The sequence below is a fragment of the Microbacterium canaveralium genome (assembly GCF_047238045.1).
In the GTDB taxonomy this organism is placed as follows: Bacteria; Actinomycetota; Actinomycetes; order Actinomycetales; family Microbacteriaceae; genus Microbacterium.
The window spans coordinates 931,116-955,886 of sequence record NZ_JBDFMA010000003.1 but is presented as its reverse complement, the minus strand read 5'-3'; the positions used below and the strand labels follow the sequence as shown (position 1 = coordinate 955,886).

The window sequence follows — 24,771 nt, the reverse complement described above, 5'->3', positions numbered from 1 at the left end:
CTCCGATAAACGCGATTCCTCTCGAGACACGCGGTGTCGTCGCGTGTCTCGAGAGGTACGGCGTTTATCGGAAGTCCAGACGGGACGCGGAAGGCCCGCCCCCAGCGGGGACGGGCCTTCCGGATGCGGGACTCAGACCAGGTCGAACCGGTCGAGCTCGGTGACCTTGCGCCACGCGGCGACGAAGTCGCGCACGAACTTCTCCTTCGCGTCGTCGGAGGCGTAGACCTCGGCGATCGCACGGAGTTCGGAGTTCGAGCCGAACACGAGGTCGACGCGGGTGCCGATGCCGACCTTCTCGCCCGAACCGTCCTTCGTCCCCTCGAACGCGTGCTTGCCGGCATCCAGCGGCTTCCACGTCGTGCCGAGGTCGAGGAGGTTCACGAACACGTCGTTGGTCAGCGCACCGGGGGTCGCGGTGAACACGCCCCAGTCCGAGCCGTCCCAGTTCGCGCCGATCGCACGGAGGCCGCCGACGAGCACCGTCGTCTCCGGCGCGGTGAGCGTCAGCAGGTTCGCCTTGTCGAGGAGCAGGTACTCGGCCGGGAGCCGTGTCTCGCGCGAGGCGTAGTTGCGGAAGCCGTCGGCCAGGGGCTCGAGCCAGCGGAAGGACTCCACGTCGGTCTGCTCCTGCGTCGCGTCGGTGCGGCCCGGGGTGAAGGGCACCTCGACCTCGACGCCGCCGGCGCGGGCGGCCTGCTCGACACCGGCGTTGCCGGCGAGCACGATCAGGTCGGCGATCGAGACCTTCTTGCCATCCGCCGCCTGCGCGTCGAACTCGGCCTTGATGCCCTCGAGGACCGAGAGCACGGATGCCAGCTGCTCGGGGTTGTTGACCGTCCAGTTCTTCTGGGGCTCGAGACGGATGCGCGCGCCGTTGACGCCGCCGCGCTTGTCGCTGCCGCGGAAGGTCGAGGCGGCGGCCCACGTCGTGGTGACGAGCTGCTGCACGGACAGACCGCTGTCGAGGATCTGCTGCTTCAGCGCCGCCGCGTCGGCGGCGTCGATGAGCGCGTGGTCGACGGCGGGCACGGGGTCCTGCCAGTCGAGGACCTCGGCCGGGACCTCGGAGCCGAGGTAGCGGGCGCGGGGGCCCATGTCGCGGTGGGTGAGCTTGAACCACGCGCGGGCGAAGGCATCCTGGAAGGCGGCCGGGTCCTCCGCGAACCGGCGCGAGATCTTCTCGTACGCCGGGTCGACGCGGAGCGCCAGGTCGCTGGTGAGCATGCGGGGCTCTCGCCGGCCTTCGGAGTGGGCGAGCGGAACCATGTCGGCGCCCCCACCGTTCTTCGGACGCCACTGGTGAGCACCCGCGGGGCTCTGGAAGAGCTCCCACTCGTACGCGAAGAGGATGTGGAAGAACTCGTTGTCCCAGCGCGTCGGGTGGTACGTCCAGGTGACCTCCAGACCGCTCGTGATGGTGTCGTCGCCCTTGCCCGTGCCGTGGCTGTTCTTCCACCCGAAGCCCTGGTCTTCGATGTCGGATGCCTCGGGGTTGGGGCCGACGTTGCTGTCGCTGGCGGCACCGTGGGTCTTGCCGAACGTGTGGCCACCGGCGATGAGCGCGACGGTCTCCTCGTCGTTCATGGCCATGCGGCCGAACGTCTCGCGGATGTCGTGTGCCGACAGCTGCGGATCGGGGTTGCCGTTGGGGCCCTCGGGGTTGACGTAGATGAGACCCATCTGCACGGCCGCGAGCGGCTTCTCGAGCTCGCGGTTGCCGGCGTAGCGCTCGTCGCCGAGCCACGTGGTCTCGGGGCCCCAGTACACGTCGTCGTCGGGCTCCCAGACGTCGGCGCGTCCACCGGCGAAGCCGAAGGTCGGGAAGCCCATGTCCTCGAGCGCGACGTTGCCGGCGAGGATCATGAGGTCGGCCCACGAGATCGACTGGCCGTACTTCTTCTTGATCGGCCACAGCAGACGGCGGGCCTTGTCGAGGTTGACGTTGTCGGGCCAGCTGTTCAGCGGCGCGAACCGCTGCATGCCGGCGCCGGCGCCGCCGCGGCCGTCGGTCACGCGGTACGTGCCCGCGCTGTGCCACGCCATGCGGATGATGAGCGGACCGTAGTGACCGAAGTCGGCGGGCCACCAGTCCTGCGATGTGGTGAGTGCCTGCTGGATGTCGGCCTTCACGGCGGCGAGGTCGAGCGCCTCGAAGGCGGCCGCGTAGTCGAAGCCCGCGTCGAGCGGATCGCGCTTCTCGTTGTTCTTCGCGAGGATCTTCACGTTCAGGCTGTCGGGCCACCACACGCGGTTGGCCGACCCGCGGGTCGGGTGGGGCAGGGCACCGGCCGGCTCGCTGTCGGCGGGGGCTTCGCCCACCGGCAGTCGGTTGTCGTCGGGGGCGGCACCGTCGTGGAAGACGGGGCACCCGTTCAGAGCGTCGCTCATCGGGATCCTCTCGGTTTTTCGGCTTCGGACTTCGCTCGGCAATCGGGGCACACGCCCCAGAACGTCACCTCGGCGGTCTCGATGAGGAAACCGCTGCCTTCGGGCACGTGCAGGCACGGGGCTTCGCCGACGACGCAGTCCACGTCGTCGACCCGACCGCAGCCGGTGCACACGACGTGGTGGTGGTTGTCCCCGACGCGCAACTCGAACATGCCGGGGTGCCCGGCCGGCTCGATGCGTCGCGCCAACCCCGCGTCGGCGAGGTCGCCGAGCGCGTTGTATACCGACTGCATGCTGGTACCCGGGAGCGTGCCCCGGATGGTGTCGAAGACGTCGTCGGCGGTCGCGTGCGGGCGGGAACGCAAGGCCCCCAGCACCGCGATGCGGGTCGCGGTGACCCGCAGCCCCGCGCCGCGCAGGAGCGCGTCCGCGGTGGCATCCGTCCGATCGTCGAGCATGTCTCCACCCTACGTATTTTTGAGTTAATCAAAAATGACGCGCCGGGGAACGGCGAGAATCTCGGATGCCTCAGCCCGAGGTGAGCGTCGGAGTGCCGCCCTCGTACTCGGTGACGTCGCCCATCTCCCCCGCCCGGAAGGCGCGCCGGCCGAGCACGAGCATGTACGCCAGGAAGACGCCGAGAGCCACCGCGCCGATCGCGATCTTGACCTGCCACGGCAGCATCGACGGCGTGACGAACCCCTCGACGAGCCCCGAGAGACCGAGGGCGAACACCAGCCCCACCGCCACCGTCGCCAGCGCGCGACCCTCCGCCGCGAGCGCCGCCGCGCGCGTGCGACGGCCCGGCGCCACCCACGCCCAGAAGATGTGCAACCCCGCGGCCCCGGCGACGAAGATCGCCGTGAGCTCGAGGAGCCCGTGCGGGAGGATGAACTGGAAGAACACGTCGGCGCGGTCGAACGCGATCATGATCGCCGCCGACGATCCCACCCCGACGGCGTTCTGCATCATCACCATCAGCGGCCAGAAGCCGGTGACGCCGAACAGCACGCACTGTGCGGCGATCCAAGCATTGTTCGTCCACACCGTGCCGGCGAAGATCGCGTTGGGGTTCTCGCGGTAGTACTGCACGAACTGTTCGTCGGCGTAGTTCTGCAGTTGGCTCCGCGAGCCCAGCGCCGCCACCGCCTGCGGGTCCGACGAGATCCACAGCGCGACGAGGGTCGCCACGACGAGAAAGGCGAGAGCGATGGTCATCGTCGTCCAGCGGACGCGGTAGAGGGCAGCGGGAAGCTGCCGGAGAAAGAAGCGCGGCGCCTGGCGCAGCACGTTCTCGCGAACCCCGGTGAGCCGCAGCCGGGTGCGCGCGAGGAGGATCGAGACGTGGTCCCCCTGCGGCGTCCGCCCCGCCGAGGTCTTGATGTCGGCGAGGTCCGCCGAGGCGGCGCGATACCGGGTGACGAGTTCGTCGACCTCCGGCCCGGTCAGCCGCCGCGTCCGACCCAGCTCATCCAGTCGCGCCCACTCCTCCCGCCGGGCAGCCGTGAGGGCGTCGAGGTCCATGTGGTCAACTGTACGCATGGCATCCCCCGCGGCATCCCCGACGGTCCCGACTCCCGCCACCGTGCGCGTGCACGCCGCGGAGGACGAGACGCTCACCGGAGAAGCCGTTGCGCTCGACATCCAGCCGCTCGGGTTCTTCCTGAGGGCGGTCGGATGCCTCATCGACATGGTCGCGGGCATCGTGCTGCTGATCGCGGGCGCGCTGTTGCTCACGGCGCTCGTCGCGAGCGGAACGATCCCCGACAGCGCCCTGCGCATCGGGTTCGTCGCCCTCCTCGTGGTCGTGATGGTCGTGGTCCCCACGACCGTCGAGACGCTCTCGCGCGGGCGCAGCTTGGGCCGCTGGGCGGTCGGGGGTCGCATCGTGCGCGTCGACGGCGGGGCCGCCGGCTTCCGACAGGCGTTCATTCGCGCGCTCGTCGGTGTGCTGGAACTGTGGTTCACGATCGGCGGCATCGCGGCGATCGTCGGCATGTTCACCCCGCGGGCGCAGCGGCTGGGCGACCTGCTGGCGGGAACGGCATCCGAACGGACCCGCACCCGCCCCCTGCCGGCCGCCGCGCCGGGCATCCCGCCGGCGATGGAAGGGTGGGCGGCGGTCGCCGACGTGTCACGGCTCCCCGACCGTGTGGCGGCGCGGATGGCGCACTTCGTGCGCGGGGCCGACAGCCTCGAACCGGCCGCCCGCGCGCGCGTGGCCGCGGGTCTCGCGGATGCGGTGAGGCCCTACGTCGCGCCTCTTCCCGCCGTCGACCCCGAGACCCTGGTCCGCGCCGTGGCGGCCGTCCGACGCGAGCGCGAATACCGAGCCCTGGTCCTGGAGAACGAGCGCGCCGCCGCCCTCACCACCCCCGCGTGAGCGCGACAGCGTCAGGCGTGAGGCGCGGCGCGACAGCGTCAGGCGTGAGGCGCGGCGCGACAGCGTCAGGTGCGCAGCGTCTCGTGCCGCACGACAACCCAGCCGCGCGGAACCGAGAGGCGATCGGCGTGCAGGGCGCACAGATCGTGGGCGTGCGGATCTCCGGCCCGACCGAGCGGGCCGAGGGCGGCCATCTGGTCGCCGTAGTCGTACGTGAGGGTGCTCACCGCCTCGCGGGCGCAGGCCACCTTCGAGCAGAGTCTGTCGCGCATCGGGGGTCAGCCTAGGCCGACCCGGCGCGCGGCCGTCGACGCCGCGCCGCCGCGGACCGGGGCGGGTCGGCGCGCAGCCGGGCAGCGGACCGCTCGACCACCCCGACGAACGTAGGATGGGCGCATGCGTCGTCGAACCCGTGAGGCCCGGCCGGTCGCGCGCCCCTCGCGCCACGGCCGCCACGGTCGCGAGAACCGCAGCCCCGTCGTCCGGCCGCCGCTCCCGCCGCTGGACACGCGAATCGAACGGTTCGACGTCGCGGTGAGTACCGCGGCCGAGTTCCTGCGCTCCGCGTGGAGCGACCTGCGCGAGGTGTCTTTCGAGATCGGCATCATGCCGCCCGCCGCGACCGGAGCGATTCCGCGCTGGCAGGTGCTGCGGGAGCAGAAGCGCATCATCCTCTACCGCGTGCCGATCGAACGCCTCGGGCACCCGCACATCGACGACGACCTGCACCGTCGCATGATGATCGAAGCGGCCGTCTTCCGGGCGGCCGCGGAGTATCTCGACCGCGACCCGTGGGATCTGGGCTCCGAGCGTTTCCGCTTCCTCTGAGCCCGTGTTGGGGCTCTGACGGCTACCGGCTCACGGCAGAACCGTGAGGGCTCCCGCGGCGGCGTCCGCCGGCCAGAGCGGATAACCGGCGAGCGCTCCCGGCGCCGAGTACGACATCGCGACGTGGACGGGTCGATCGGGCGCCAGCTCGTACACTCCGGCGGCCACGCTCGCCGCCGCGGACCCGCCCGCGGGCACCGACACGGTGAGCGGGTCGCCGCCCGCCAGCGGTGTCAGTGTCACGGAGGCGGCTCCCCCGGCGGCATCCGCGGAGATGACGAGCGATCCGCCCGCACCGGGGGCGACGGCCACGAGACCGGATGCCGGGAAGGCCGGGGCCGGGGCGTACCAGGCGAAGTCGGCGCCCTCGCCGAACCCCGTGGTCGACCACGCGCCGCCGACGATCGGCTGCGTCGCCTCGACGGAGACGGTGTAGGCGCCGGGCGCGAGTCCGGACAGGTCGAGCGAGGTGGGTGTCGCGGCGGGGAGGTCGATCGTCCGCGGCTCCTCGGCCGGGGTGTCACCGCCCACGGGCGTGATCGTGACCGTTGCCGACGCGTCCGTCCCGGGAGAGAGGAGCCGCAGGAGCGCACTGGTATCCCCTCCGCCGCTCGTGAGCACCTGCACGCCGGGGAGGACGAGTGACGTCGCTGCCTGGGCGAGGGGCGCGGCTTGATCGCTGCCGCCGGGCAGCAGCACGCGGGTGAGAGTGGCCTGCAGGGACGCTCGGACCGGTGCGCCGGTGGCGACGACACGCACGACCGGGCTCTCCTCACCGAGCAGCAGTCCCGCCAGAGGGATCACGCGCTGGCCGCGGGCGGGAACGACGATGTCCGCACCCGAGGGCGGCGACGACACGCCTTGCGCCCCATAGATCGACAGCTGCACCGTCGCCGCCACGTCGCCCGGGTTGCTGAGGATCACGAGATCGTTCGCTCCCGTCGTGCTGGCGCCGGCGACGAGCCACGACTCCGCGAGGGGCGGCCGGCAGGCGGAAGCGCTGAAGCCGATGAGGTCGCTCGAGGCGGCCGTGGCCGACCCGGCGGCGGCGTACGCGGTGGCCGTGCGGTCCGTCGGGGACGCGCGGAACGCCGTGGCATCCCCCGATCCGTCGCCGGTCGCTCCCGTCAGACGCGACGTCTCCGCCCCGGCCGAATCGGGACCGGCGACGATGTCCTGCGCGGCGGCGACGCTCAGCCCTCCGGCGGACTCGGCGGTGCGACCGAGAGCGAAGAGGGGACCGTCGCACGCCAGAACCGTGTCGGACGGGGCCGGCGTCACCTGCACGCGGACGGGATCGGCGACCCTGGTGGGCCACGGGGCGGCGATGCCGGCGACGGTTCCGACGACGACGGCCGCCGCGACGGCGCTCCCCGCGATGACGCGGGCACTGGTGGTGGCCCACCGGGCCACGCGACGGTCGCTCATCGAGAACCTCCCCGGACGATACCGACGGTGCGCGGGGTGCGGCGCGCGACGCGGCGCGACGCGGCCGTGGGAACGGCCAGAAGCAGGGCCACGGCGAGCACGCCGAGCGACCCCGCCGCCACGAGTTGCTGCAGACGCACCTGTTGAGCGCTGAGGGCGGCGCGAGGCTCCACGTCCGTCGTCACCCGCCACAGGTCGCCGCGCGCGGTTGCGCCCACGCCGTCGAGGGTGTCCCGTTGGTCGAGCGAGGTCGCCGCACTCAGGCGGGCTCCCCGGATGACGTCGTCCTCACCCGCGGGGCCGGGCTCGAGCAGGACGAAACCGATACCGCGGGCGGCGAGTGCGGCGACGGCATCCTGGGAGGACGGTGTCACCAGGTCCGCGGCCAACGAGGCCAGTTCCTGGTCGGCAGGGCGAGCCTCGGTGCGCGTGGCTTCGAGAGTGCTCTGCCCGGAGAGGGTCGAGCTTCCGCCCCAGACCACGTCGACGCGCAGTCCGTCGGCACGCGGATCGAGGACGATGGTCCCCACCGCTGTCGAGCCGCGCCCCTCCGCCGCCACGAACGCCGGAAGGGTCGAGACGGGGCCGTTGGTGAGCGCGGCGCGCGGCGTCTCGGGCGTCATCGCGGTCAATGACGGAGCGACCGCGACGATCAGCGCGACGAGCGCCAGCACGGCGCCGATCGGTCGCAGTGCACGCACGCGCTCGACGATGCCGGCGTCCAGGGCCGTGACCGCCGCCCCCACCACGCCGATCCACGCCAGGCTCAGGCCCGAACCGGGCCACAGCGCCACCGGCGTCGCGTGATCGAACGAGACCGCGATCCCGACCGCGGCGAACGCCGTCGCCAACCCGGTCGCGGCGATCAGCAGCAAGCCCGTCGCGGTGAGCCAGCGGGGGGTCAGAACCGCGAGCAGCGCGAGCGCCGCCAGGGGGGCCACCAGCAGACCCACCCACCACACCGGGCCATCGGTCAGGGCCGCCCAGCCACCCGGGTCGGCGCTGGGGAACCCGGCCGCGACCAGAGCGCGCCCGAGCGGATCGGCGGTGGCTTCGTCGCCGGCGAACGGCACGCCCGGGTCGGCCAGGAGCCCCCACGCGTTGCCGAGCCTGACCTGCGTCCAGATCAGCGGGGCGAACACCACGATCGACGGCACGAGCAACCAGACGACCCGAGCAATCCCGCGCGGCGCGACGAGCGCCACCACGACGAGGGCGGCCGACCACAGCACCACGACCGCCGGCGCCAGCGAGGGCGCGCAGGCGAGCACGGCGACGAGAACGATGGATGCCGCTCCCGCGGGCGCCCACGATCGGTGCGCCACACTCCCCGCGAAGAACAGCCAAGGCAGCAGCAGATGAAGGAGCAGCGGTGCGGGACGTCCCTCGACGATCGCCGCCAGGAAGGTCGGGGCCAGCGCCCACGCGAACGCGGCGGTGATCCGGAGGAGGGAGGACTCGGTGACGCGGGTGGCGGCGAACCATCCGCCCAGAACCGCCAGCGGCAGGGCGAGGATCCACAGCACGACGAGCGCGCGCGACGGCTCCGCCGGCGACAGCGAGCCGATCAGGGCCAGCAGGGCCGAGAACGGGTCCGCCGGACCGACGACGTCCAGCCCCAGCGGGCGCGCACCCCACGCGGCGTCCTGCCAGAGTTGCGCGACCGTCGCGCGCAACGGTTCGAGGCCGCCCCCACCGAGCACGGGCCACGCCAGGAGCGGGGCGAACAGCAGAGCGGAGACGGCGAGCGCCCCCAGGACGGCCCAGGCTCCGCCGCCGACGAAGAAGCGGAGTTCGGATCGCACCGGGGCGTCGCTCTCGACGGCGTCGCTCTCCCACCGCAGCCGCATCTCGGACCGCGACACGCGGAGGGCCGCGAGCCGTGACCATCCCACGGTCCGCACCGCCCGGATCCGGCGCCGCGCGCGGGCGACCGCGGCAACCCTGACCATGACGAGCAGGGTCGCCGCCAACTCGGGGATCACCTTGTGCGGGACCTTGCCGACCAAGTGGGCGATCGTGCGCCAGAGCGCGAGCGGCAGCAACGACAACCAGTGCAGAAGGACGGTCGCCGCGGGCGCGTAGGCCAGGCGGCGGTGGAGCGCCGCCGTGCGCTCGGAGAACGCCCGGCGCCGGGCGAACTTGCGCCCGCGCGCCATCGCCGCGACACCGTCGCCCGCAACGGCGACTCGCGCGGCGGGCACGAGCGACACCCGGTCGGCCGCGAGCCGCGCCCGGACCGCGAGATCGAGGCCCTCGTCCGCGCCGCCGAGCGCCGGGTCGAGGCCGCCGAGCGCCCGCCACGATTCTCGGCGCACGAGCATGCCGCGCACGTCCGCACCGAGCACGTCGGCGTCTCCGTCGCGCTGGCCCTGGTCGAGCTCACCCGCGGCCAGTTCGACGGCGCGACCGTAGCGGGTCATGCTCACGCCGAGGGAGACGATCTCGGCCGGGTCGTCCCACGCCACGAGCTTGGGAGCGGCAAGCGCGAGTGACGACGACAGCTCCAGCGCCCCGGCCAGACGAAGGAGGGCGTCAGGGTCAGGCGCAGTGTCCTGGGCCAGGAGCCAGACGGCATCCCCCGTCAGACGGGGTGTGGCCAGGGCCGTCGCCGCGGCGAAGGACGTGCCCGCCGATGCCGTGATGACTCCCTCGGCGCCCGACTCCGCCGCGATGCGGGTCAGCGCGGGGTCGTTCCCGCACAGCACGATGGTGAGCGCGTCCACCGGACGCGTCTGAGCGGCCAGCGCATCGAGGGTGCGCGTGAGATGAGGGGCAGTGGGGATGCGCCCTTCGGGGCGGACCACGAGGACGGCGTGTACACGGGCGGGCATGGCGTGGTCAGCCTAGGCGGGGGGCTCGGTGATCGCGGACGCCGCGCCGATCCGCCCTGGATCCTCAGGAAAGGAAAACGGATGCCGTGTGTCAGGCGCGACGCTTGAGCTTGCGGCGCTCGCGCTCGCTGAGGCCGCCCCAGATGCCGAAGCGCTCGTCGTTCTGCAGGGCGTACTCGAGGCATTCGGAGCGCACATCGCACGAGGTGCAGATGCGCTTGGCGTCACGGGTCGAGCCGCCCTTCTCGGGGAAGAAGGCCTCGGGATCGGTCTGCGCACACAGGGCATCGGTCTGCCAGGCGAGAGTGTTCTCTTCGGTGACATCGATGTCACGGCGGACGCCGGGGACACCGAGGTCTACCGGATCGACGAACCAGTTGTCCGGGACACCGGACCGGTACTGCGATGTCGCCATCTCGTCCTCCCCCTCGTTCGATCCCAGACGCTGCCGCGTACGAGTAATTACACCCGTGTCATTCGGTTTGGTCAAGTCGCGGATCGTAAACCCTCAAGGGCGAGGTGAACCTTCACGACGGCGTCTCGGCGTGTCGCGCGTCATTTCCCCGGCATCGCGACGAACACCTCACCGCCCGCGATTGCTACCGGAGACTCGTCCGGGGTGAGAACCGCGGCCCGTCCCGGCGCGAGAGCGACACGCGTTCCCGAAGCGCCGGTGACCACGGCCTCGCCGTCGACCGACAGGGCGATGGACACGCCGTCGAGGTCGACCGTTCCGGCACCGGTCACGTGCGCCAACGAGAAGTCGGGGATGCCGGGTGCGAACAGTTCGACCCCCTCGCCCGCGTCGCGCGCCGCGAGGACCGGCGGGGCCGCGGGCCGGAAGTCGACGAGGGTGAGCAGCTCCGCCACGTCGATGTGCTTGGGGGTCAGGCCACCGCGCAGCACGTTGTCGCTGGCGGCCATGATCTCCACCCCCAGGCCCCCGACGTAAGCGTGCAGCACCCCCGCCGGAACGAAGATCGCTTCACCGCGTCGCAGTTCGACGAGGTTCATCAGCAGCGCGACGACGATGCCCGGATCGGCGGGGTAGGCGGACGCCAGCGTGCGAGTCAGCTTTGACTCGGCGGCGAACTCGTCGGACTCCGCGGATGCCGCGGCCTCGATGATCTGCTCGACAAGGGCGACGTCCGCCTCCCCCAGCACCCACCCGATCGCCGCGCGCAGAGCGTCGGCGGGCTCCGTGGCATCCAGTCGCTCACGAAGGGCGCGGACCCCGTCGCTCTCGCCGAGCGTCGCGAGCAGCCGCCGAGTGGCGCCGAGATCGCGCAGTCCCGCCAGCGCGGTGAAGGTGTCGCTCAGCGCGACGATGACCTCGGGCTTGTGATTGTCGTCCTTGTAGTTGCGGTCCCCCGCTTCGCGCGGCACCCCGGCAGCTTCCTCCCGGGCGAAACCGGCGACGGCCTGATCCTTCGACGGATGCACCTGGATCGACAGCGGCGCCCCCGCCGCCAGGAGCTTCAAGAGATAGGGAAGCCGGGCGGGCACGCCCGCGGCGGCCGCGTGCTCGGACAGCCAGGCGTCGAGGGTCCGATCGGAGCCGTCGTGCACGAGCGCGGGCGACCCGGGGTGATCCCCGAACCACACCTCGGCCTCGGGAGCCCCGGAGGGCGTCCGGCCCTCGAGGCCGGCGATGAGCGTGGAGCTGCCCCACGCGTAGTCACGGGGAGTGTTCGAGATCTCGATCAGCACGGGCGTCAGCCTAGCGTCGCGACCCTCGGCTCCCGAGAGGACGGGCGGTAGCCTGAACTCACGATGGCGATGCACACCACCCACCCGGTCTCGGCGCTGCCGACCGCGCCGCCGCGCGAGACGACGGGGCATCTTCTGCTGCGCGCGTGGTGCGTCGTCGTCCTCGTCCTCGCGCTGGGCGGCGTCGGCGTCGTCCACGCCATCGGCCCCACCGCCGCCGGCGTCGTGGCCCTCGCCTCCGCGGTCGTGTCGGGCGCGGTGTGGGCCTCGATCCGCCCTCCGGTGGCACTGCGACGCCTGCCTTTCCTCGCGTTCGGCTACGTCGCCTGGGCGGGTCTGTCGATCATCTGGAGCGCGTGGCCGGCGGCATCCCTCCTCACCTGGCTCCTCCTGGTCGTCACGACCCTCCAGGGCCTGTTCATCGGCGCCGTCCTGACGTGGCGCGACGTCGTGGGCGCCGTGGCATCCGCCGCCAAGTGGATCGTCGCGTCATCGCTGCTGTTCGAACTCGCCGTGGCGCTCTTCGTACGCGGGCCCCTCCTTCCCGGCTTCGTCATGGCGGAGAGCGACGCGGATCCGATCGCGCCGTGGTCCGCCGGCAACCTCTTCGACGGCGGCCCCCTCCGGGGCATCTTCGGAAACGCCGACCTGCTGGGTGCCGTGATGGTCGTCGCGATCATCGTCTTCGGCATCCGCTATGCCGCTCGAGCTCCGCGCCGTTCGCTGCTGTGGGGGTGGATTGCCGTCGCCGCTTTCCTGTTCTTCCGCGCCGGCTCCGTCACGGCCGTCGTCGCCGCGGCCTTCGTCGCCCTCGTGCTCGCGACCGTGCTGGTCATGCGCACGGCACGTCGACCCGGCGAGCGCACCCGGTGGTACGTGCTGTACGCCCTCATCGGCGTGGGCGGCGGTGCCGCGCTGTGGTTCGGGCGCGAGGGGATCTTCGGGCTCCTCGGGCGGGGTGCGGATCTGACGGGACGCGAAGGCGTCTGGGCTGATGTGCTCGCCCGCGCCGACCAGCATCCCATCCTCGGCTGGGGCTTCTCGACTCCGTGGCTGGCTTCCGAACCCGTCATCGACGGATGGATCGTCGACAACGGACAGACGGTGGTGCAGGCGCACAGCATGTGGCTCGACGCGTACTTCCAGCTCGGGGGCGTGGGAGTCGTGCTGCTGGCGCTCGTGTTCCTCGCCTACGTGTGGCGGTCGTGGTTCTTCGCGATCGATCGTCCGCGGTGGGATCTGCGCGACGACCGCCCCTACTCACCCTTGACTCTGCTGCCGACGCTGATCGGAGCACTCCTGGTCGTGCAGGGGCTCACCGACTCCGCTCCGCTGCTGCTGTGGGGCTGGCTGTTCGTGGTGCTCTTCGGAGCGAAGATCAAGCAATCCCCTCTCGTGGGCGTGGGTCCCGCCGAGCAGAGCATCGCGATCGAGCGCGGCGAGTTTCACGCGGCGCTCGTCGCGAACCGGCGTCGCCCCTGACCCGCGCCGCTCTCGCCGTCGAGACAGGCGCACGGCCACGGGTTGGACGCAGGTGGGCCAGCTATGATCGGGGCTGCTATGACCTCGCACGCCGAAGCCACCCCAGCCCCCCCGAGCTCCCCCTTCGACCCGGCGTCGGCGACGATCGTGGTGGTCACGTACAACCGGACGCCGCTGCTGACCCGGCTGCTCGAGAGCATCGAACGGATGTCGCCGGCCCCCGGCCACCTCGTGATCATCGACAACGCGTCGACGGATGACACCACCGAGGTCGTCGAGTCCTTCCGCGACCGGCTCCCCACCGAGCTGGTCTACCGCCGTCTCGAGACGAACACCGGCGGCTCCGGCGGTTTCAGCGAGGGCATGCGGGTGGCCTACGAGTTGGGCTCGCAGTGGATCTGGTTGATGGACGACGACGTCGAGGTCGTTGCGGACGGCCTCGCGCGCATGGGCCGCTGGGCCCCGCGCTTCCGCAGCATCCAGGGACGCCGCTACGACTACGACGGCAGCGAGTTCTACTGGCAGTACCGGGTCGCCGAGTCGATGGCCATCCCCATCCCGTTCGCCCCCGCGGGATTCGATTCCTCGGGCTTCAAGCCGATGAACTCGGGATGCTTCGAGGGGATGTTCATCCACCGCGACGTCGTTGCGACGATCGGCCTGCCCGATCCGCGCTTCTTCATCTACTGGGACGACCAGCTGTACGGCTGGCTCGCGTCCCGCGTGACCGACTCCGTGATCGTCGACGAGTTCGTCCTGCGGCGCACCCGCGAGATCAAGCAGTGGGACATGGGCATCCGCCACATGAACGCCTCCAGCGACGCCTACCGGTTCTACATCATGCGCAACCGCGCCTATCTCGCGAAGTACTACCGCGAGCTCGGCGTCTACAAGCCCCTGCCGTTCACTGCCGGTACCGCGCTGACGTTCGTGAAGGAGCTCATCCGCCTCGTCGTCGTCGAGCGCAAGCTCCGCGGAACCAGCCACCTCTTCCGCGGCCTGCGAGAGGGGCGCCGGATCTCGCGCGACGCGTCGTGGCGGCCGATGCCGCCGCTGGCCCCGGCTCAGCCCGTCGGGTAGCCGCGGGTCACCAGCCGAGCAGCGGCAGCATCCGTTCGCGCAGGATCGGCACGGTCGACATCACCCAAGAATTGGTCAGGTGGTGGTCGTCTCGATAGACGAGTCGACCGCCCTGGGCGAAAGCGCACCACTCGAGCGAGCAGAGCACGTCGGTCAGATCGAGAGGCAGGAGCCCTAACGCCGCGGGGTCCGTCCGGGTGGGAGGCGGGGACTCGTCGAGCACGTCGGCCCGCGGGATCCCGCAGGTCTCGTCCGGCGTCTCCGACGCGGTGACACAGTCGACAGGATCACGACCCGTCCACGGGTTGTCGCGGATCGTCACGATCGGGATCCCCGCCTCCGCGAGGCGCGCCCAGGCCCGCTCGTACGCCCAGGGGACCATCTCCTGGCGATCTTCGTCGGTGTTGTTCGGCCGCGTCCCGGTCGTGAAGACCGCGTCGGGATGGTGTTCGAGCAGGGCGTCGAGCGCGTGGGCGGACCATTCGACGCACGCGTCGTCGAAGAACTCGACGCCCTCTCGACCGTCGACCAGCTCGCAACTCCACTTGATCATCGTGTCGACGCGGAAGCCGTGCTCCTCGCCCAGAGCGGACAGAGCATCCGCCCACTGTTCTGTGTGCGAGCCGCCCACGACCGCGAGCACGCGGGTGGCATCCAGATCCCCGTAGGAACAGAGCACCACTTCGGCGTCCACCGCATTGCATCCGTCCTTGATCGCCTTCGACGTATCGCCGGCGGCGACGGCGGACGACGGGATGCGGCCGTGCGAAGGGTCCCAGGAGAACTGCCCCGGGAAGGCGGCCACGGACGCCCCCGGGTATCGGTCGAGGTCGCTGGCGACGACCCCGAGCTGAGCACGTTCGGCCTCGACGTGCGTCAACCACGCGGTAGGGACTGCGACGACGAGCGCACCGGCGATCGCCAAGATTCCGAGGGCACGTGCGGTGGGACGCGAGGAACCGGCGCGCCGATCGGCGAGGTGCGGGCGCGACTGTTCCCGGGGCGCCGCGGACGGTCCGGGCGCGAAGCGCCTCTCGACGAAGCGAACGCTCCCCCACGCCAGCACCGCGCTGAATCCCAGGACGGCCGAGCCCCCGAGCCACCCCAGCTCCTCACCGCCGCGGAGGCGCAGCGCGAAGACCAGAACGGGCCAGTGCCACAGGTAGAACGCGTATGCGTAGAGTCCGGCGGCGGCGACCGGCCGCCACGCGAGCAACCGAGACGGGCCCCACCAACCGCCCGGGAACAGCACCAGGAGCACGGCGCCCGTCAACGGAAGAAGCGCTGCCGGGCCAGGGAACGCGGTTCCACCGTCGACCACGAGGCCCGTCACGAGGATGGCCGCCACACCGCACCACGCGAGAACGGTGGCGATCGCCGGCCCTACCCACTCCGTCATCAGCGATCCCGTCGACCGCGCGCGGTCGAGGAGCAGGGCGAGCATCGTGCCCAAGAGGAACTCCCACGCGCGCCCCACGGTGTCGAAGTACGCCCACGCCGGGTCGATCGCCACCCCTACCGACGCCCAGAGGAAGGATGCTCCGCACGCCACGGCGGTCACCGTAAACGCCGCGCGCCACGTGGGCTGAACTGATCGTCGTCGAAGGACGACGGCGACGATCGCCACGACCGTGGCCATCGCGACGAAGAGCTGCATCTGCACCGACATCGACCAGAGGTGCTGATAGGGCGAGTCCACCGCGGCGGCCGCACCGTAGTCGCGGCCGGAACCGGCCAGGTACCAGTTCTCCACCGAGAAAGCGGATGCCAGGGTCTGACGGGCCGCCTCGGACCATCGCGGCACCGGGGCGAACGCCGCCGTCGCGGCGAGGATCACCAGCAGGACGAAGAACAGGGCTGGCAGCAAACGACGCCCTGTCCGCACGAGGAACGCCCCGATCGCGAAATCGCCGCGGAGCACCGCGCGGACGATGCCGCCCCCGACGAAGAACCCCGAAAGCAGCAGGAACACGTCCACGCCACCGGACACACGCCCGATCCAGACGTGCGAAACCGCCACGAGGAGCACGGCCAGCGCCCGCAGGCCGTCCAGGTCGTGCCGCCTCGCCGCAGCGGGAGCGCGCGAGCGCGCTACGGGAAGCAGTGGGGTCATTCGGGTCTCCTGGCCCGGCTCTTCTGCGGTCCGAGACACGCAGGGACGTGTGCGGTGCGCGCGCGACACGCACGGCCGCGTATGGCGTGCGGCGACCAAGGCACAGGCCCCGGGGGGGGGGGGGGGGGGGGGAATCGGGCGTTTCGACGCTATCACGGCGCCTTACCGACCCGTGGGAACCTCTTCTACGAGCGGTCCGCACTGATCGATGCGGTACAACGACGACTCCCCGTCCGTGAGGACCTCCGTGAACAACCCCGCGCGCACCGCTGCGCCGGGCCCGGGAAAGTGATTGCCCGAAGGGTCCCCGCCGCCCAGCTCGTGGGGGTTGGTGACCACGTACCGGACACGCAGCGCGTCGAGAGCGGCACACACGCGGGGATCGGTGTCGATGTCTGCGAGATTCCACGCGAGCACCGATCTGTTCTCATCCCACTGCCCGTTGACGTGGGGGAACACCGGTTCCCGACCACCGAGGAGCTCCGTCCAGGCCGATCCGTCCCAGGGGTCGCCGAGGACACGCTGATCCGCGGGCACGACATCCCCGATCGACGACAGGAACCGCATCTGCTTCGCGCCGACCACCACGCCCCGCTCGGGACTCTCTGGGAGGCGCAGCACCTCCGCGGCGGCCGAACCGAAGGGCACCACCAGGCATCCGATGCTCACCCCAGCGACGATCGCCGATCCGCCGATCGCGGCCGCGCGCGTTACCCACACTCGCCGAGTGACCCGTGCAAGCCAACGGGCGAACTCGGTCAGGGCGAGGGTGCCCAGCACCACACCGAAGACCGGGACAACGGATGCCAACCGGAAGCGGTCCTTGTACCAGGCGCCGGTCGCGAGCTTCGCGAAGACGCCGTCCGACCCTGCCGCCAGAACGTAGAGCACGACGACGGCGACGTACGCCACGGCGACCCAGCGCAGGCCGCGAGTGCGCGCCGCGATCATCAGGCCCCCGATGACGACGACGCCCAGTAGGGGTGAGGCCCACGGCGCGATCTCGGGGACACCCGTCGGCCAGGCGTGGAGCACGGCGCTCCATACGGCCTCCGGAACGGACTGAGATGCTGCGGCCTGCGGCCCGCTGAGTCGATCTGCGATCGGCCGCGAGAAGATCTGCAGACGTATCGCGAGCACCGCCCCGGCGGAGATCACACCGATCGCCACCGCTGTCACACCCACGGCGGAAGCGATCTGCCTGCTCCGGCGGTGGCTGCGGCGGTCCCGCCACGCCCGACGCGTCACGCGCCAGACGCCGACGGCGGCCGCTGGGGCGATGAGGACGAACCAGCTCACGAGGATGCGCGGCTGTGCCAGCGCGAGCGTGAACACCACACCCGATGTCGCCGCCACACCGAGCACCGTGGCCCGCCACTGCCGAAGCGACCGCGCCTCACGGATGACGCGCGTACTGATGAGAGGTACGGCGACGGCGGCAGGCAGCAGCGCCGTCGCCAGGAAAGTCGGATAAAGCGAACCCCAGGTCAGCAGGGCGTACGGCATCGCACCGAAGGAGATGCTGAGCGGCAGCGCGACTATAGCCGACAGCCGGCGGGAGACTCCGGGGAGGAGGACCTGGGTAAGCCAGGCGCACCCGGGGGCCCAGACTCCGACGACGACGCAGACCCACGCGGCGTTGACCGCGACCGCTGGAGAGAACCCCGTCATCTGGACGATCGATGCCACGATCACATGCCACGCCGACGGGTAGAAGGCGAAGGTCGTGTCGGTCTCGATGAGCGAACGCAGGGTCAGCGGCGAGGCGCTGCCCCCGTCCAGGATGTGGGCGATCGCCGACATATGGAAGACATTGTCGTACGTCTGAGAGAGCCGATCCGGCCCGGGAAGCATCCAGAACAGGGTCGCAGCGGCCACGACGCCCACTATCACCAGGGCGACCGCCAGGCCGGCATCCCGCCACGAAATGGAGGGAACGGCCGTGCGGACGGTTCGGCGTGTGAACGCCGCGACGAACACGGCACCCAGGATTGCCGGAACGAGCGGCTGCCACGGCGACCAGGCCAAGCCGACGGCGCCGAACACGATGGCTGCCAGGCCGGCGCTGCCGACTCCCGTGATCCCGGCGACAGCCAGGCGAGGAACGACCGTCACACGCACCGGCGCCAGCACGATGAATCCGGGCGTCAGAAGGGAAACCATGCCCGCGGCGACGGCGAGGCCGAGATCGAACCAGGTCATCCGGCACGTCCAGCGGTGAGCGTCACGGTCATGCGGGCAGCTCGTCCGAGATCGCCCACGACAGGGAGCGAGCGTAATCAGTGGTGACGTGGTTGTCGTCGAAGAAGACGTAGATGTTTCCCACGAGCGGGCGGCACACGCCGTCCGGGCATACGAACGGGGTCACGTCGATCGCTCGCACCCGCTCGCCGTCATCGAACGCGTCGAGCGGATTCTCGTCGGCGAGCAGCGTCGACGCGTCGACCTCGCAGGTGTCGGCATCGGCGCTGTGCGCGCATTCCCACATGTCGAAATCGAATCGCGGGTTGTCGCGGAGCACCCACACGTCGGCATGCGTCGTCTCGCGAATACGGTCGATCGCGCGGTCCAGACCGGGCGAGATGTACTCCTCCTTAGACCCGGCGATTGTCGTCGAGCCGACCGTGACGACGAGGTCGGGCTGCAGGTCCGCAAGGGCGGAGAACGCGCCCTCGCGCCACGCGTCGCAGATCCCGGGAGCGCGCGTGCCGACATCGTCGAGACCCAGCGGGCACCCGCCGGCGACGAGAAGCGTGACATCCCAATCGCGATCCAACGCGACCGGGTCGAGCATCGCGCCCCACTGCTGGGAATGAGAGTTCCCCATGATTGCGACGCGGTAGGGGTCGTCGACCCCGCTGGCACGGTGGAAGCACGTCTCCCCCAGGCCGCGGTCGTCGCGCGAGCAGTCCTCCCCCGGTTCGAACCACGGCCACGCGATATCCGCGGCGAACGGACGTGGCGGCGCCCCGAACTCCGCAGACACCTGGCCGCTGAGGACGGCGGCCGCGCCCGGATGCTCCGGCCCCAGCTGCGCCGAAGAGGAGACTTCGAGGTGACGCCACGCGAGAGTCGGCGCCACCACCACCACGACGCTCACCACGATCGCGATGGCGGCCCCCACGGTGCCGCCCCGGCGGAGCCACCTTTGGACAGGAGCGTCCACCCAGCGCTTGAGCGCCCACGCCGCCGCCGCCGAGAGGGCGATGAGGAAGCCGCCGGCGAGAATGCCGGGTCGATCACGCTCACTCACTACCATCCAGGTGACGAGGATCGGCCAGTGCACGAGGTAGAAGGCGTACGAAATACCGGCGAGCCATTGGAGCGGCGCGGCAGACAGCAGTCGGACGGGGAGCGACCTCGGACTCGACGCGCCGCCGACCACGATGAAGGCAGCGCACACGGTGGGCCACAGGGCCGCCCAGCCCGGGAAGGCATTCTCGACATCCAGGACCATCCCGCAGGCGATGACGCCGACCAGACCCACCGCGGCGAGGATGGCGCCGGTCAGGGCGCTCACCCGAACACGAGATGCGGCGACGGCGACGAGCGACCCCAGCGCGAACTCCCACAGCCGCGCGGGAGTACTGAAGTAGGCAGCCTGCTGATTGCTCGAGGTCAGCACGAGCGAGTAGGCGAAGGACGATACGAACACGACGCCGAAAACGACAGCGGCGGCGCGGGGCGCCGTGAGTCGTGACCGACGGGCGATCGCGGCGACCAGCAGGAGGAGAACCGGCCACAGCAGGAATACCTGCCCCTGGATCGACAACGACCAGAAATGCTGGAGAGGACTCGTCTGATCGGTGCGGGCGTAATAGTCCACTGCGGCGCCCGACAGCACCACGTTCTGGACATAGAGCACCGAGCCGATCGTCTGATCCCATACCGCGCGCCACCGCTCGGGCGGGTAGACGAGCATCGCGGTGACGAGAACGCCGACGAGCGTCACGGCGACGAGCGGCAGGAGGCGCGCAAAGCGCCGCAGCCAGTAGTCGCCGACACGGAGGGGTTCTCCCGCGTCGATCCGGCGCACGAACGATCCGGTGAGTAGGAACGCCGAGAGGAACAGGAAGACGTCGACCCCGCCGGAAACCCGTCCGATCCAGACGTGATAAACGACGACGAGCGTTATCGCGACCGCGCGCAGACCGTCGAGGTCTGCGCGTCGCGGTGGTCTCGAACCCCCGAGCCGCGTCGCAGCCGGGTGGGAGGTGACCTCGACCGCGGGACTCACGCCAGCTGGTTGTTCCACATCGACAACGCCGAACCGATCGCCATGTGCATGTCGAGGTACTGATACGTCCCGAGTCGTCCGCCGAACAGCACGTCCTTCTCGCCCTTCGCCAGCTCGCGATAGGCAAGGAGACCCGCACGATCGTCGGCGGTGTTGACGGGGTAGTACGGCTCGTCCGCGCGCGTGGCGAAACGGGAGTACTCCCGGACGACCACGGTCTTATCGGTGGGGTACCGGTCAGCGCGCTCGGGGTGGAAATGCTTGAACTCGTGGATGCGCGTGTAGGGCACATCGGCATCCGCGTAGTTCATGACGCTGGTGCCCTGGAAGTCGCCGATCGGAAGCACCTCTTGTTCGAAGTCGAGCGTGCGCCACGACAACTCGCCCTCGGCGTAATCGAAGTATCGGTCGACGGGACCGGTGTAGACGACGGGCACCTGGCCGACGGTCGCCTTCCTGTTCAGCGGTTGCGATTCGTCGAAGAAGTCGGTGGAGAGCTCGACCTCGATGTTCGGGTGATCGGCCATGCGCTCGAGCCACGCGGTGTACCCGTCCACCGGGAGCCCCTCCCACGTGTCGTTGAAGTACCGGTTGTCGTAGGTGTACCGCACGGGCAGGCGCGAGATGACCTCGGCCGGCAGATCCTTCGGATCCGTCTGCCACTGCTTCGCGGTGTAGTCGCGAATGAATGCCTCATAGAGCGGCCGGCCGATCAGACCGATCGCACGCTCCTCGAGGTTCGCGGCATCCTTCGCGTCGAACTCGCCCGCCAGCTCGTGCACGAGGGCACGCGCCTGATCGGGGGTGTACGCGGCCTGGAAGAACTGGTTGATCGTGCCCAGGTTGATGGGCAGCGGATACACGACGCCCTTGTGCGTGGTGTAGACGCGGTGAACGTAGGAGGTGAAGTCGGTGAAGCGATTGACGTACTCCCACACGGTCGGGTTGGACGTGTGGAAGAGGTGCGCTCCGTACCGGTGCACCTCGATTCCGGTCTCAGCCTCGGCCTCGGAGTAGGCATTGCCACCGATGTGATGACGACGGTCGATGACGGTTACCTTCCGGCCCGCAGCGGCCGCCCGTTCGGCGATCGTGAGGCCGAAGAAGCCGGAGCCGACGACGATGAGGTCCATGAGTGCAGTACTTCCTTCGGGTGGGGCGGCAGCAAACGCTCACCAAACTTGAACAACCTACCTCACGGGGGTTTCGAAGTCCTGCTCAGGCACCGACCCAGACGACGTACCAGAACTTGAACAGCGCGAGGGCAGGGGTGACCACGGCGATGCTCCCGACCGTCCAAGCCAGGACTCGCGCGCTGCGCGCACTGTCAGTCCAGCGCAGCGGGAAGAACAGGAAGATCGTCAGTACGAGGAGCGGCCACAAGGGGAAGAAGTAACGGCCCTGCACTCCGTCGATGAGGTAGAAACCGACCGGTGTGAACGTCACGTACAGAGTCCCGAATAGCCCCAGGACCGAGACGACGCTCACCGCGACCCAGCCCCAGCGCGTCACGCGGCTGACATCGAACCGCGGCAGCCAGCCAGCCGCGATGACGACACCGATCACCGCGAGCAGCATCGCGGAGCTGGGAACACGCACGTTCGACGAGCCGATGAGGTCGAGGAAGAAGAAGTTGTCGCGGTAGACGAAGGTGCGCACCACGTTTCCGAGGAACCCGAGTGGATCTCCCAAGGTATGCAGGATCATCGGCATGGTGCCGAATTCCTTCGTCTCATAATCGGACCGGTAGAACGCCAAGACGTCGCCGATGCCTCGGGTGACGAAGAACCATATCGTCCACGCCGCCAGCGAGACGCCGAGGGTCGCCCACTTCAGCCATGCACCGCCACGCAGCCTGCGTACGCTCGCGAACGCCAGCAGCGCGGCCAGGAGCAGGTACGACGGCTTCCCGAGCGGCAGCGCCACGGCGCTGGCGTACAGCAGCCCGGTCTCGAGAGGATTCAACGAGGTCTTCTCGAGCATGGTCTTGGCCAGCAGAACGGTGAACAGGAACGCCAGGCCGTTGGTGAAGGCGTCTGCGGTGATCGTCGCGGATTGGAGGAGCGCCGGGGGCAGAAGCGCGAGCCCCAGGAAAAGCCACCTCAGGCGCGATCGCCGGATCATGAAGAGAGAGGCCGCCACCGGCACGATGTAGGCCAGCAGGCTCGACAACGCCATCAAGCGCAGGGCGCTCGTGACCGAGAGGTTCAACCCTTCGGAGACGAGGGACGCGACCGCCGCCGGCGCATAGGGCACCGGCGAGTAAGCCGCCGTGTTGGAGAACCAGATCAGGTTGCGCTCCGAGTCGGCATAGCGTGCACCCCCGAGATTCTGGTACTGCTCGGGCTCGAGGATCCAGCGCTGCGGTTCCTCGGGGTTGGCGCCCAGATCAGTCGCGGCGTGGCCGTACAGCGCCCACACCGATGCGGGGATCTCGCCTCCGTACGAGTCTCCCTTGCCGTACCACTCGATCTTCTCCGGCAGCAGGTGACCGTGCGAGATCTGGTAGGCCCGCGCGTACTGGCTCAGGCCGTCGTTGCCCCAGAACGGCGGGTTGACCAGGACGAAGAGCGTCCCGATCACGAGCGACACGACGGTGAAGAGGATCGCCGCCGCCGATCCCTCCCACCGGCCGTTCCCGAGAGCGGCACGCTGGCGCTCCGCCCTCTCGTCGACGTCGATGGTCTGATCGCTCACGCGGTCTCCTCCGTCAGCAGTTCGGGATCACCCTCGTCCTCGCGGAAGACGAGCCGGTCGTAGGTCAGGTAGCGGAAGATGGTGGCGAGAGCCTGTCCGATGAGCGTCCCCGAGATGTTGTCGGGGATCGGTCCTTCCAGGCCAAGCACATGCCGTGAGAACGCCAGGCAGCCCAGCTGGATGCCAATAGCCACCAGATTCAGCACCGCGAACATGACGTATCGCGAGAATCGCAGACGGAGACGGCGCCGCGCGAACGTCCAATACCGGTTGCCCACGTAGGTCGCCACGGATGCGAGAACGATGGCGATGGTCTTCGCCAGCAGCGGCTGATCGAAGAGCGGTCCGCGCCCGGTGACCCAGAACGTCAGCAGATTGAACACGACGGCATCGACGACGAAGGCCGCTCCGCCGACGACGAGGAACGACGCCATCTTCGCGGCGTGCGCGCGGACTGATGAGCTCATGGCTACCTCTCGGCGAAGGCGGATATGGCGACCGTGATAGCCTGATGCGGCTTCGGCGGCGGTTGCTCACCGAGGTTCCATCTACTCAGATCATACTCGCGAGGTTCGTCCGGACATGTCCACGTCCCCCACCATCGCGGCCTTGGTCCCTTGCTACAACGAAGAGCTGTCGATCGCCTCCGTCGTCCGGGACCTCCGTGCTGCCGTCCCCGACATGGCGATTTACGTCTATGACAACTCGAGCACTGACCGCACGTCAGAAGTCGCGAAGGAGGCCGGCGCCATCGTCCGCCGGGAAGAGCGCAAGGGGAAGGGCAACGTCGTACGCCGCGCCTTCGCGGACGTCGAAGCCGACATCTACGTCCTCATCGACGGGGATGACACCTACGACGCGTCCGCGCTGCCGAAGATGATCCGCACACTCCAGAGCGGCCCGTATGACCACATCCTCGGCGTGCGCCAAGAGACGACAGAGAGCGCCTATCGCCCCGGGCACGCTCTGGGTAATCGTGGCTTCAACTGGCTGGTCGGGAACATCTTCGGCTCCGAGGTCTCCGACATGCTCAGCGGATACCGCGTCATGTCGCGCCGTTTCGTCAAGAGCTTCCCCGCGCTGTCCCGGGAGTTCGAGATCGAGACGGAGCTCACGGTCCACGCCATGAGCGTGCGCGCACCGCAGGCTGAAGTGAGCGTCGGTTTCAAGGACCGTCCCGCGGGGAGCGAGAGCAAGCTGCGCACGTACCATGACGGCTTCCGTATCCTGAACCTCATCGCCCAGCTGGTCCGGCATGAGCGTCCCATGCTCTTCTACGGCATCGTTGCGACCGTCCTCGCGCTCATCGGCATCCTCGTCGGCATCCCCGTCGTCGCCGACTTTCTCGCCACGGGACTCGTTCCGCGCCTCCCCTCGGCAGTGCTCGCCATCGGCATCGTGCTCGCCGGTGGACTCGCCGCCGTCATCGGCCTCATCCTCGACGGCGTCCTCAAGGCGCGCCGAGAGGTCAGTCGGCTCAACTACCTGACGTACTCGGCTCCCCCGGCTGCGTAGCGAACGGGCAACGCGGAAGAGGACGTCCTCAGCGGGGGACGTCCTCTTCTGCGTTTGGTGCGATCTACGGACC

General features: G+C 70.0%; 19 protein-coding genes. 5 read left to right on the top strand and 14 right to left on the bottom strand.

Features of this window, described 5'->3' with window-relative positions:
* Positions 1–132: 132 nt before the first annotated feature.
* The 3 genes from katG to ABC271_RS05390 form a co-directional block, all read right to left on the bottom strand.
* Positions 133–2,391: a catalase/peroxidase HPI gene (gene katG, locus ABC271_RS05400; RefSeq protein ID WP_412923870.1), complete on the bottom strand. Its 2,259-nt coding sequence runs from the start codon at positions 2,389–2,391 to the stop codon at positions 133–135.
* Complete coding sequence (locus ABC271_RS05395) at positions 2,388–2,849, bottom strand: Fur family transcriptional regulator (RefSeq protein WP_412923869.1); 462 nt, start codon at positions 2,847–2,849, stop codon at positions 2,388–2,390. The genes katG and ABC271_RS05395 overlap by 4 nt, the downstream gene beginning before the upstream one ends.
* 70 nt (positions 2,850–2,919) lie before the next feature.
* Complete coding sequence (locus ABC271_RS05390) at positions 2,920–3,915, bottom strand: stage II sporulation protein M (protein ID WP_412923868.1); 996 nt, start codon at positions 3,913–3,915, stop codon at positions 2,920–2,922.
* Between the two features lie 16 nt (positions 3,916–3,931).
* Between ABC271_RS05390 and ABC271_RS05385 the strand changes: the two genes are divergently transcribed.
* Positions 3,932–4,774: an RDD family protein gene (locus tag ABC271_RS05385; protein ID WP_412923867.1), complete on the top strand. Its 843-nt coding sequence runs from the start codon at positions 3,932–3,934 to the stop codon at positions 4,772–4,774.
* Positions 4,775–4,839: 65 nt separating this feature from the next.
* On the opposite strand, the gene ABC271_RS05380 is transcribed toward ABC271_RS05385, so the two are convergent.
* Complete coding sequence (locus ABC271_RS05380; RefSeq protein ID WP_412923866.1) at positions 4,840–5,046, bottom strand: DUF3499 family protein; 207 nt, start codon at positions 5,044–5,046, stop codon at positions 4,840–4,842.
* Positions 5,047–5,170: 124 nt separating this feature from the next.
* Between ABC271_RS05380 and ABC271_RS05375 the strand changes: the two genes are divergently transcribed.
* Entirely contained in the window at positions 5,171–5,602 is a 432-nt protein-coding gene (locus ABC271_RS05375) for a hypothetical protein (protein ID WP_412923865.1), read from the top strand.
* Positions 5,603–5,632: 30 nt separating this feature from the next.
* Here the strand turns inward: ABC271_RS05375 and ABC271_RS05370 are convergent, their stop codons facing one another.
* From ABC271_RS05370 to manA, 4 genes are all read right to left on the bottom strand, one after another.
* Entirely contained in the window at positions 5,633–7,030 is a 1,398-nt protein-coding gene (locus ABC271_RS05370) for a DUF5719 family protein (protein ID WP_412923864.1), read from the bottom strand.
* Complete coding sequence (locus ABC271_RS05365) at positions 7,027–9,864, bottom strand: glycosyltransferase (RefSeq protein ID WP_412923863.1); 2,838 nt, start codon at positions 9,862–9,864, stop codon at positions 7,027–7,029. Before ABC271_RS05365 ends, ABC271_RS05370 begins: the two co-directional genes overlap by 4 nt.
* 91 nt (positions 9,865–9,955) lie before the next feature.
* Positions 9,956–10,279 (bottom strand): WhiB family transcriptional regulator, encoded by a 324-nt coding sequence (locus ABC271_RS05360; RefSeq protein WP_412926105.1) that lies wholly within the window; start codon positions 10,277–10,279, stop codon positions 9,956–9,958.
* A gap of 140 nt (positions 10,280–10,419) precedes the next feature.
* Entirely contained in the window at positions 10,420–11,574 is a 1,155-nt protein-coding gene (gene manA, locus ABC271_RS05355) for a mannose-6-phosphate isomerase, class I (RefSeq protein WP_412923862.1), read from the bottom strand.
* 63 nt (positions 11,575–11,637) lie between these two features.
* Here manA and ABC271_RS05350 point away from each other — a divergent pair, with 63 nt between their 5' ends.
* A complete protein-coding gene (locus ABC271_RS05350) occupies positions 11,638–13,056 on the top strand; it encodes an O-antigen ligase family protein (protein ID WP_412923861.1) in 1,419 nt (472 codons plus the stop codon).
* Positions 13,057–13,134: 78 nt separating this feature from the next.
* Positions 13,135–14,136 (top strand): glycosyltransferase family 2 protein, encoded by a 1,002-nt coding sequence (locus tag ABC271_RS05345; RefSeq protein WP_412923860.1) that lies wholly within the window; start codon positions 13,135–13,137, stop codon positions 14,134–14,136.
* 7 nt (positions 14,137–14,143) lie between these two features.
* Here the strand turns inward: ABC271_RS05345 and ABC271_RS05340 are convergent, their stop codons facing one another.
* From ABC271_RS05340 to ABC271_RS05315, 6 genes are all read right to left on the bottom strand, one after another.
* Positions 14,144–16,249 carry an acyltransferase family protein gene (locus ABC271_RS05340; protein WP_412923859.1) on the bottom strand — a complete coding sequence of 702 codons (2,106 nt, stop codon included), beginning with the start codon at positions 16,247–16,249 and terminating at the stop codon, positions 14,144–14,146.
* A 162-nt stretch (positions 16,250–16,411) separates the two neighbouring features.
* Positions 16,412–18,451, bottom strand: coding sequence for a DUF6541 family protein (locus ABC271_RS05335; RefSeq protein ID WP_412923858.1), 2,040 nt, complete (start codon positions 18,449–18,451; stop codon positions 16,412–16,414).
* 28 nt (positions 18,452–18,479) lie between these two features.
* Positions 18,480–20,486 carry an acyltransferase family protein gene (locus ABC271_RS05330; RefSeq protein ID WP_412923857.1) on the bottom strand — a complete coding sequence of 669 codons (2,007 nt, stop codon included), beginning with the start codon at positions 20,484–20,486 and terminating at the stop codon, positions 18,480–18,482.
* The gene (glf, locus tag ABC271_RS05325; RefSeq protein WP_412923856.1) at positions 20,483–21,619 is read right to left on the bottom strand and encodes a UDP-galactopyranose mutase; all 1,137 of its coding nucleotides are present in this window, start codon (positions 21,617–21,619) and stop codon (positions 20,483–20,485) included. Before glf ends, ABC271_RS05330 begins: the two co-directional genes overlap by 4 nt.
* Positions 21,620–21,704: 85 nt before the next feature.
* Positions 21,705–23,183: a DUF2142 domain-containing protein gene (locus tag ABC271_RS05320; RefSeq protein ID WP_412923855.1), complete on the bottom strand. Its 1,479-nt coding sequence runs from the start codon at positions 23,181–23,183 to the stop codon at positions 21,705–21,707.
* Complete coding sequence (locus tag ABC271_RS05315) at positions 23,180–23,650, bottom strand: GtrA family protein (protein ID WP_412923854.1); 471 nt, start codon at positions 23,648–23,650, stop codon at positions 23,180–23,182. The genes ABC271_RS05320 and ABC271_RS05315 overlap by 4 nt, the downstream gene beginning before the upstream one ends.
* Before the next feature lie 115 nt (positions 23,651–23,765).
* Between ABC271_RS05315 and ABC271_RS05310 the strand changes: the two genes are divergently transcribed.
* Entirely contained in the window at positions 23,766–24,698 is a 933-nt protein-coding gene (locus ABC271_RS05310; protein WP_412923853.1) for a glycosyltransferase family 2 protein, read from the top strand.
* The last annotated feature ends 73 nt before the right edge of the window (positions 24,699–24,771 follow it).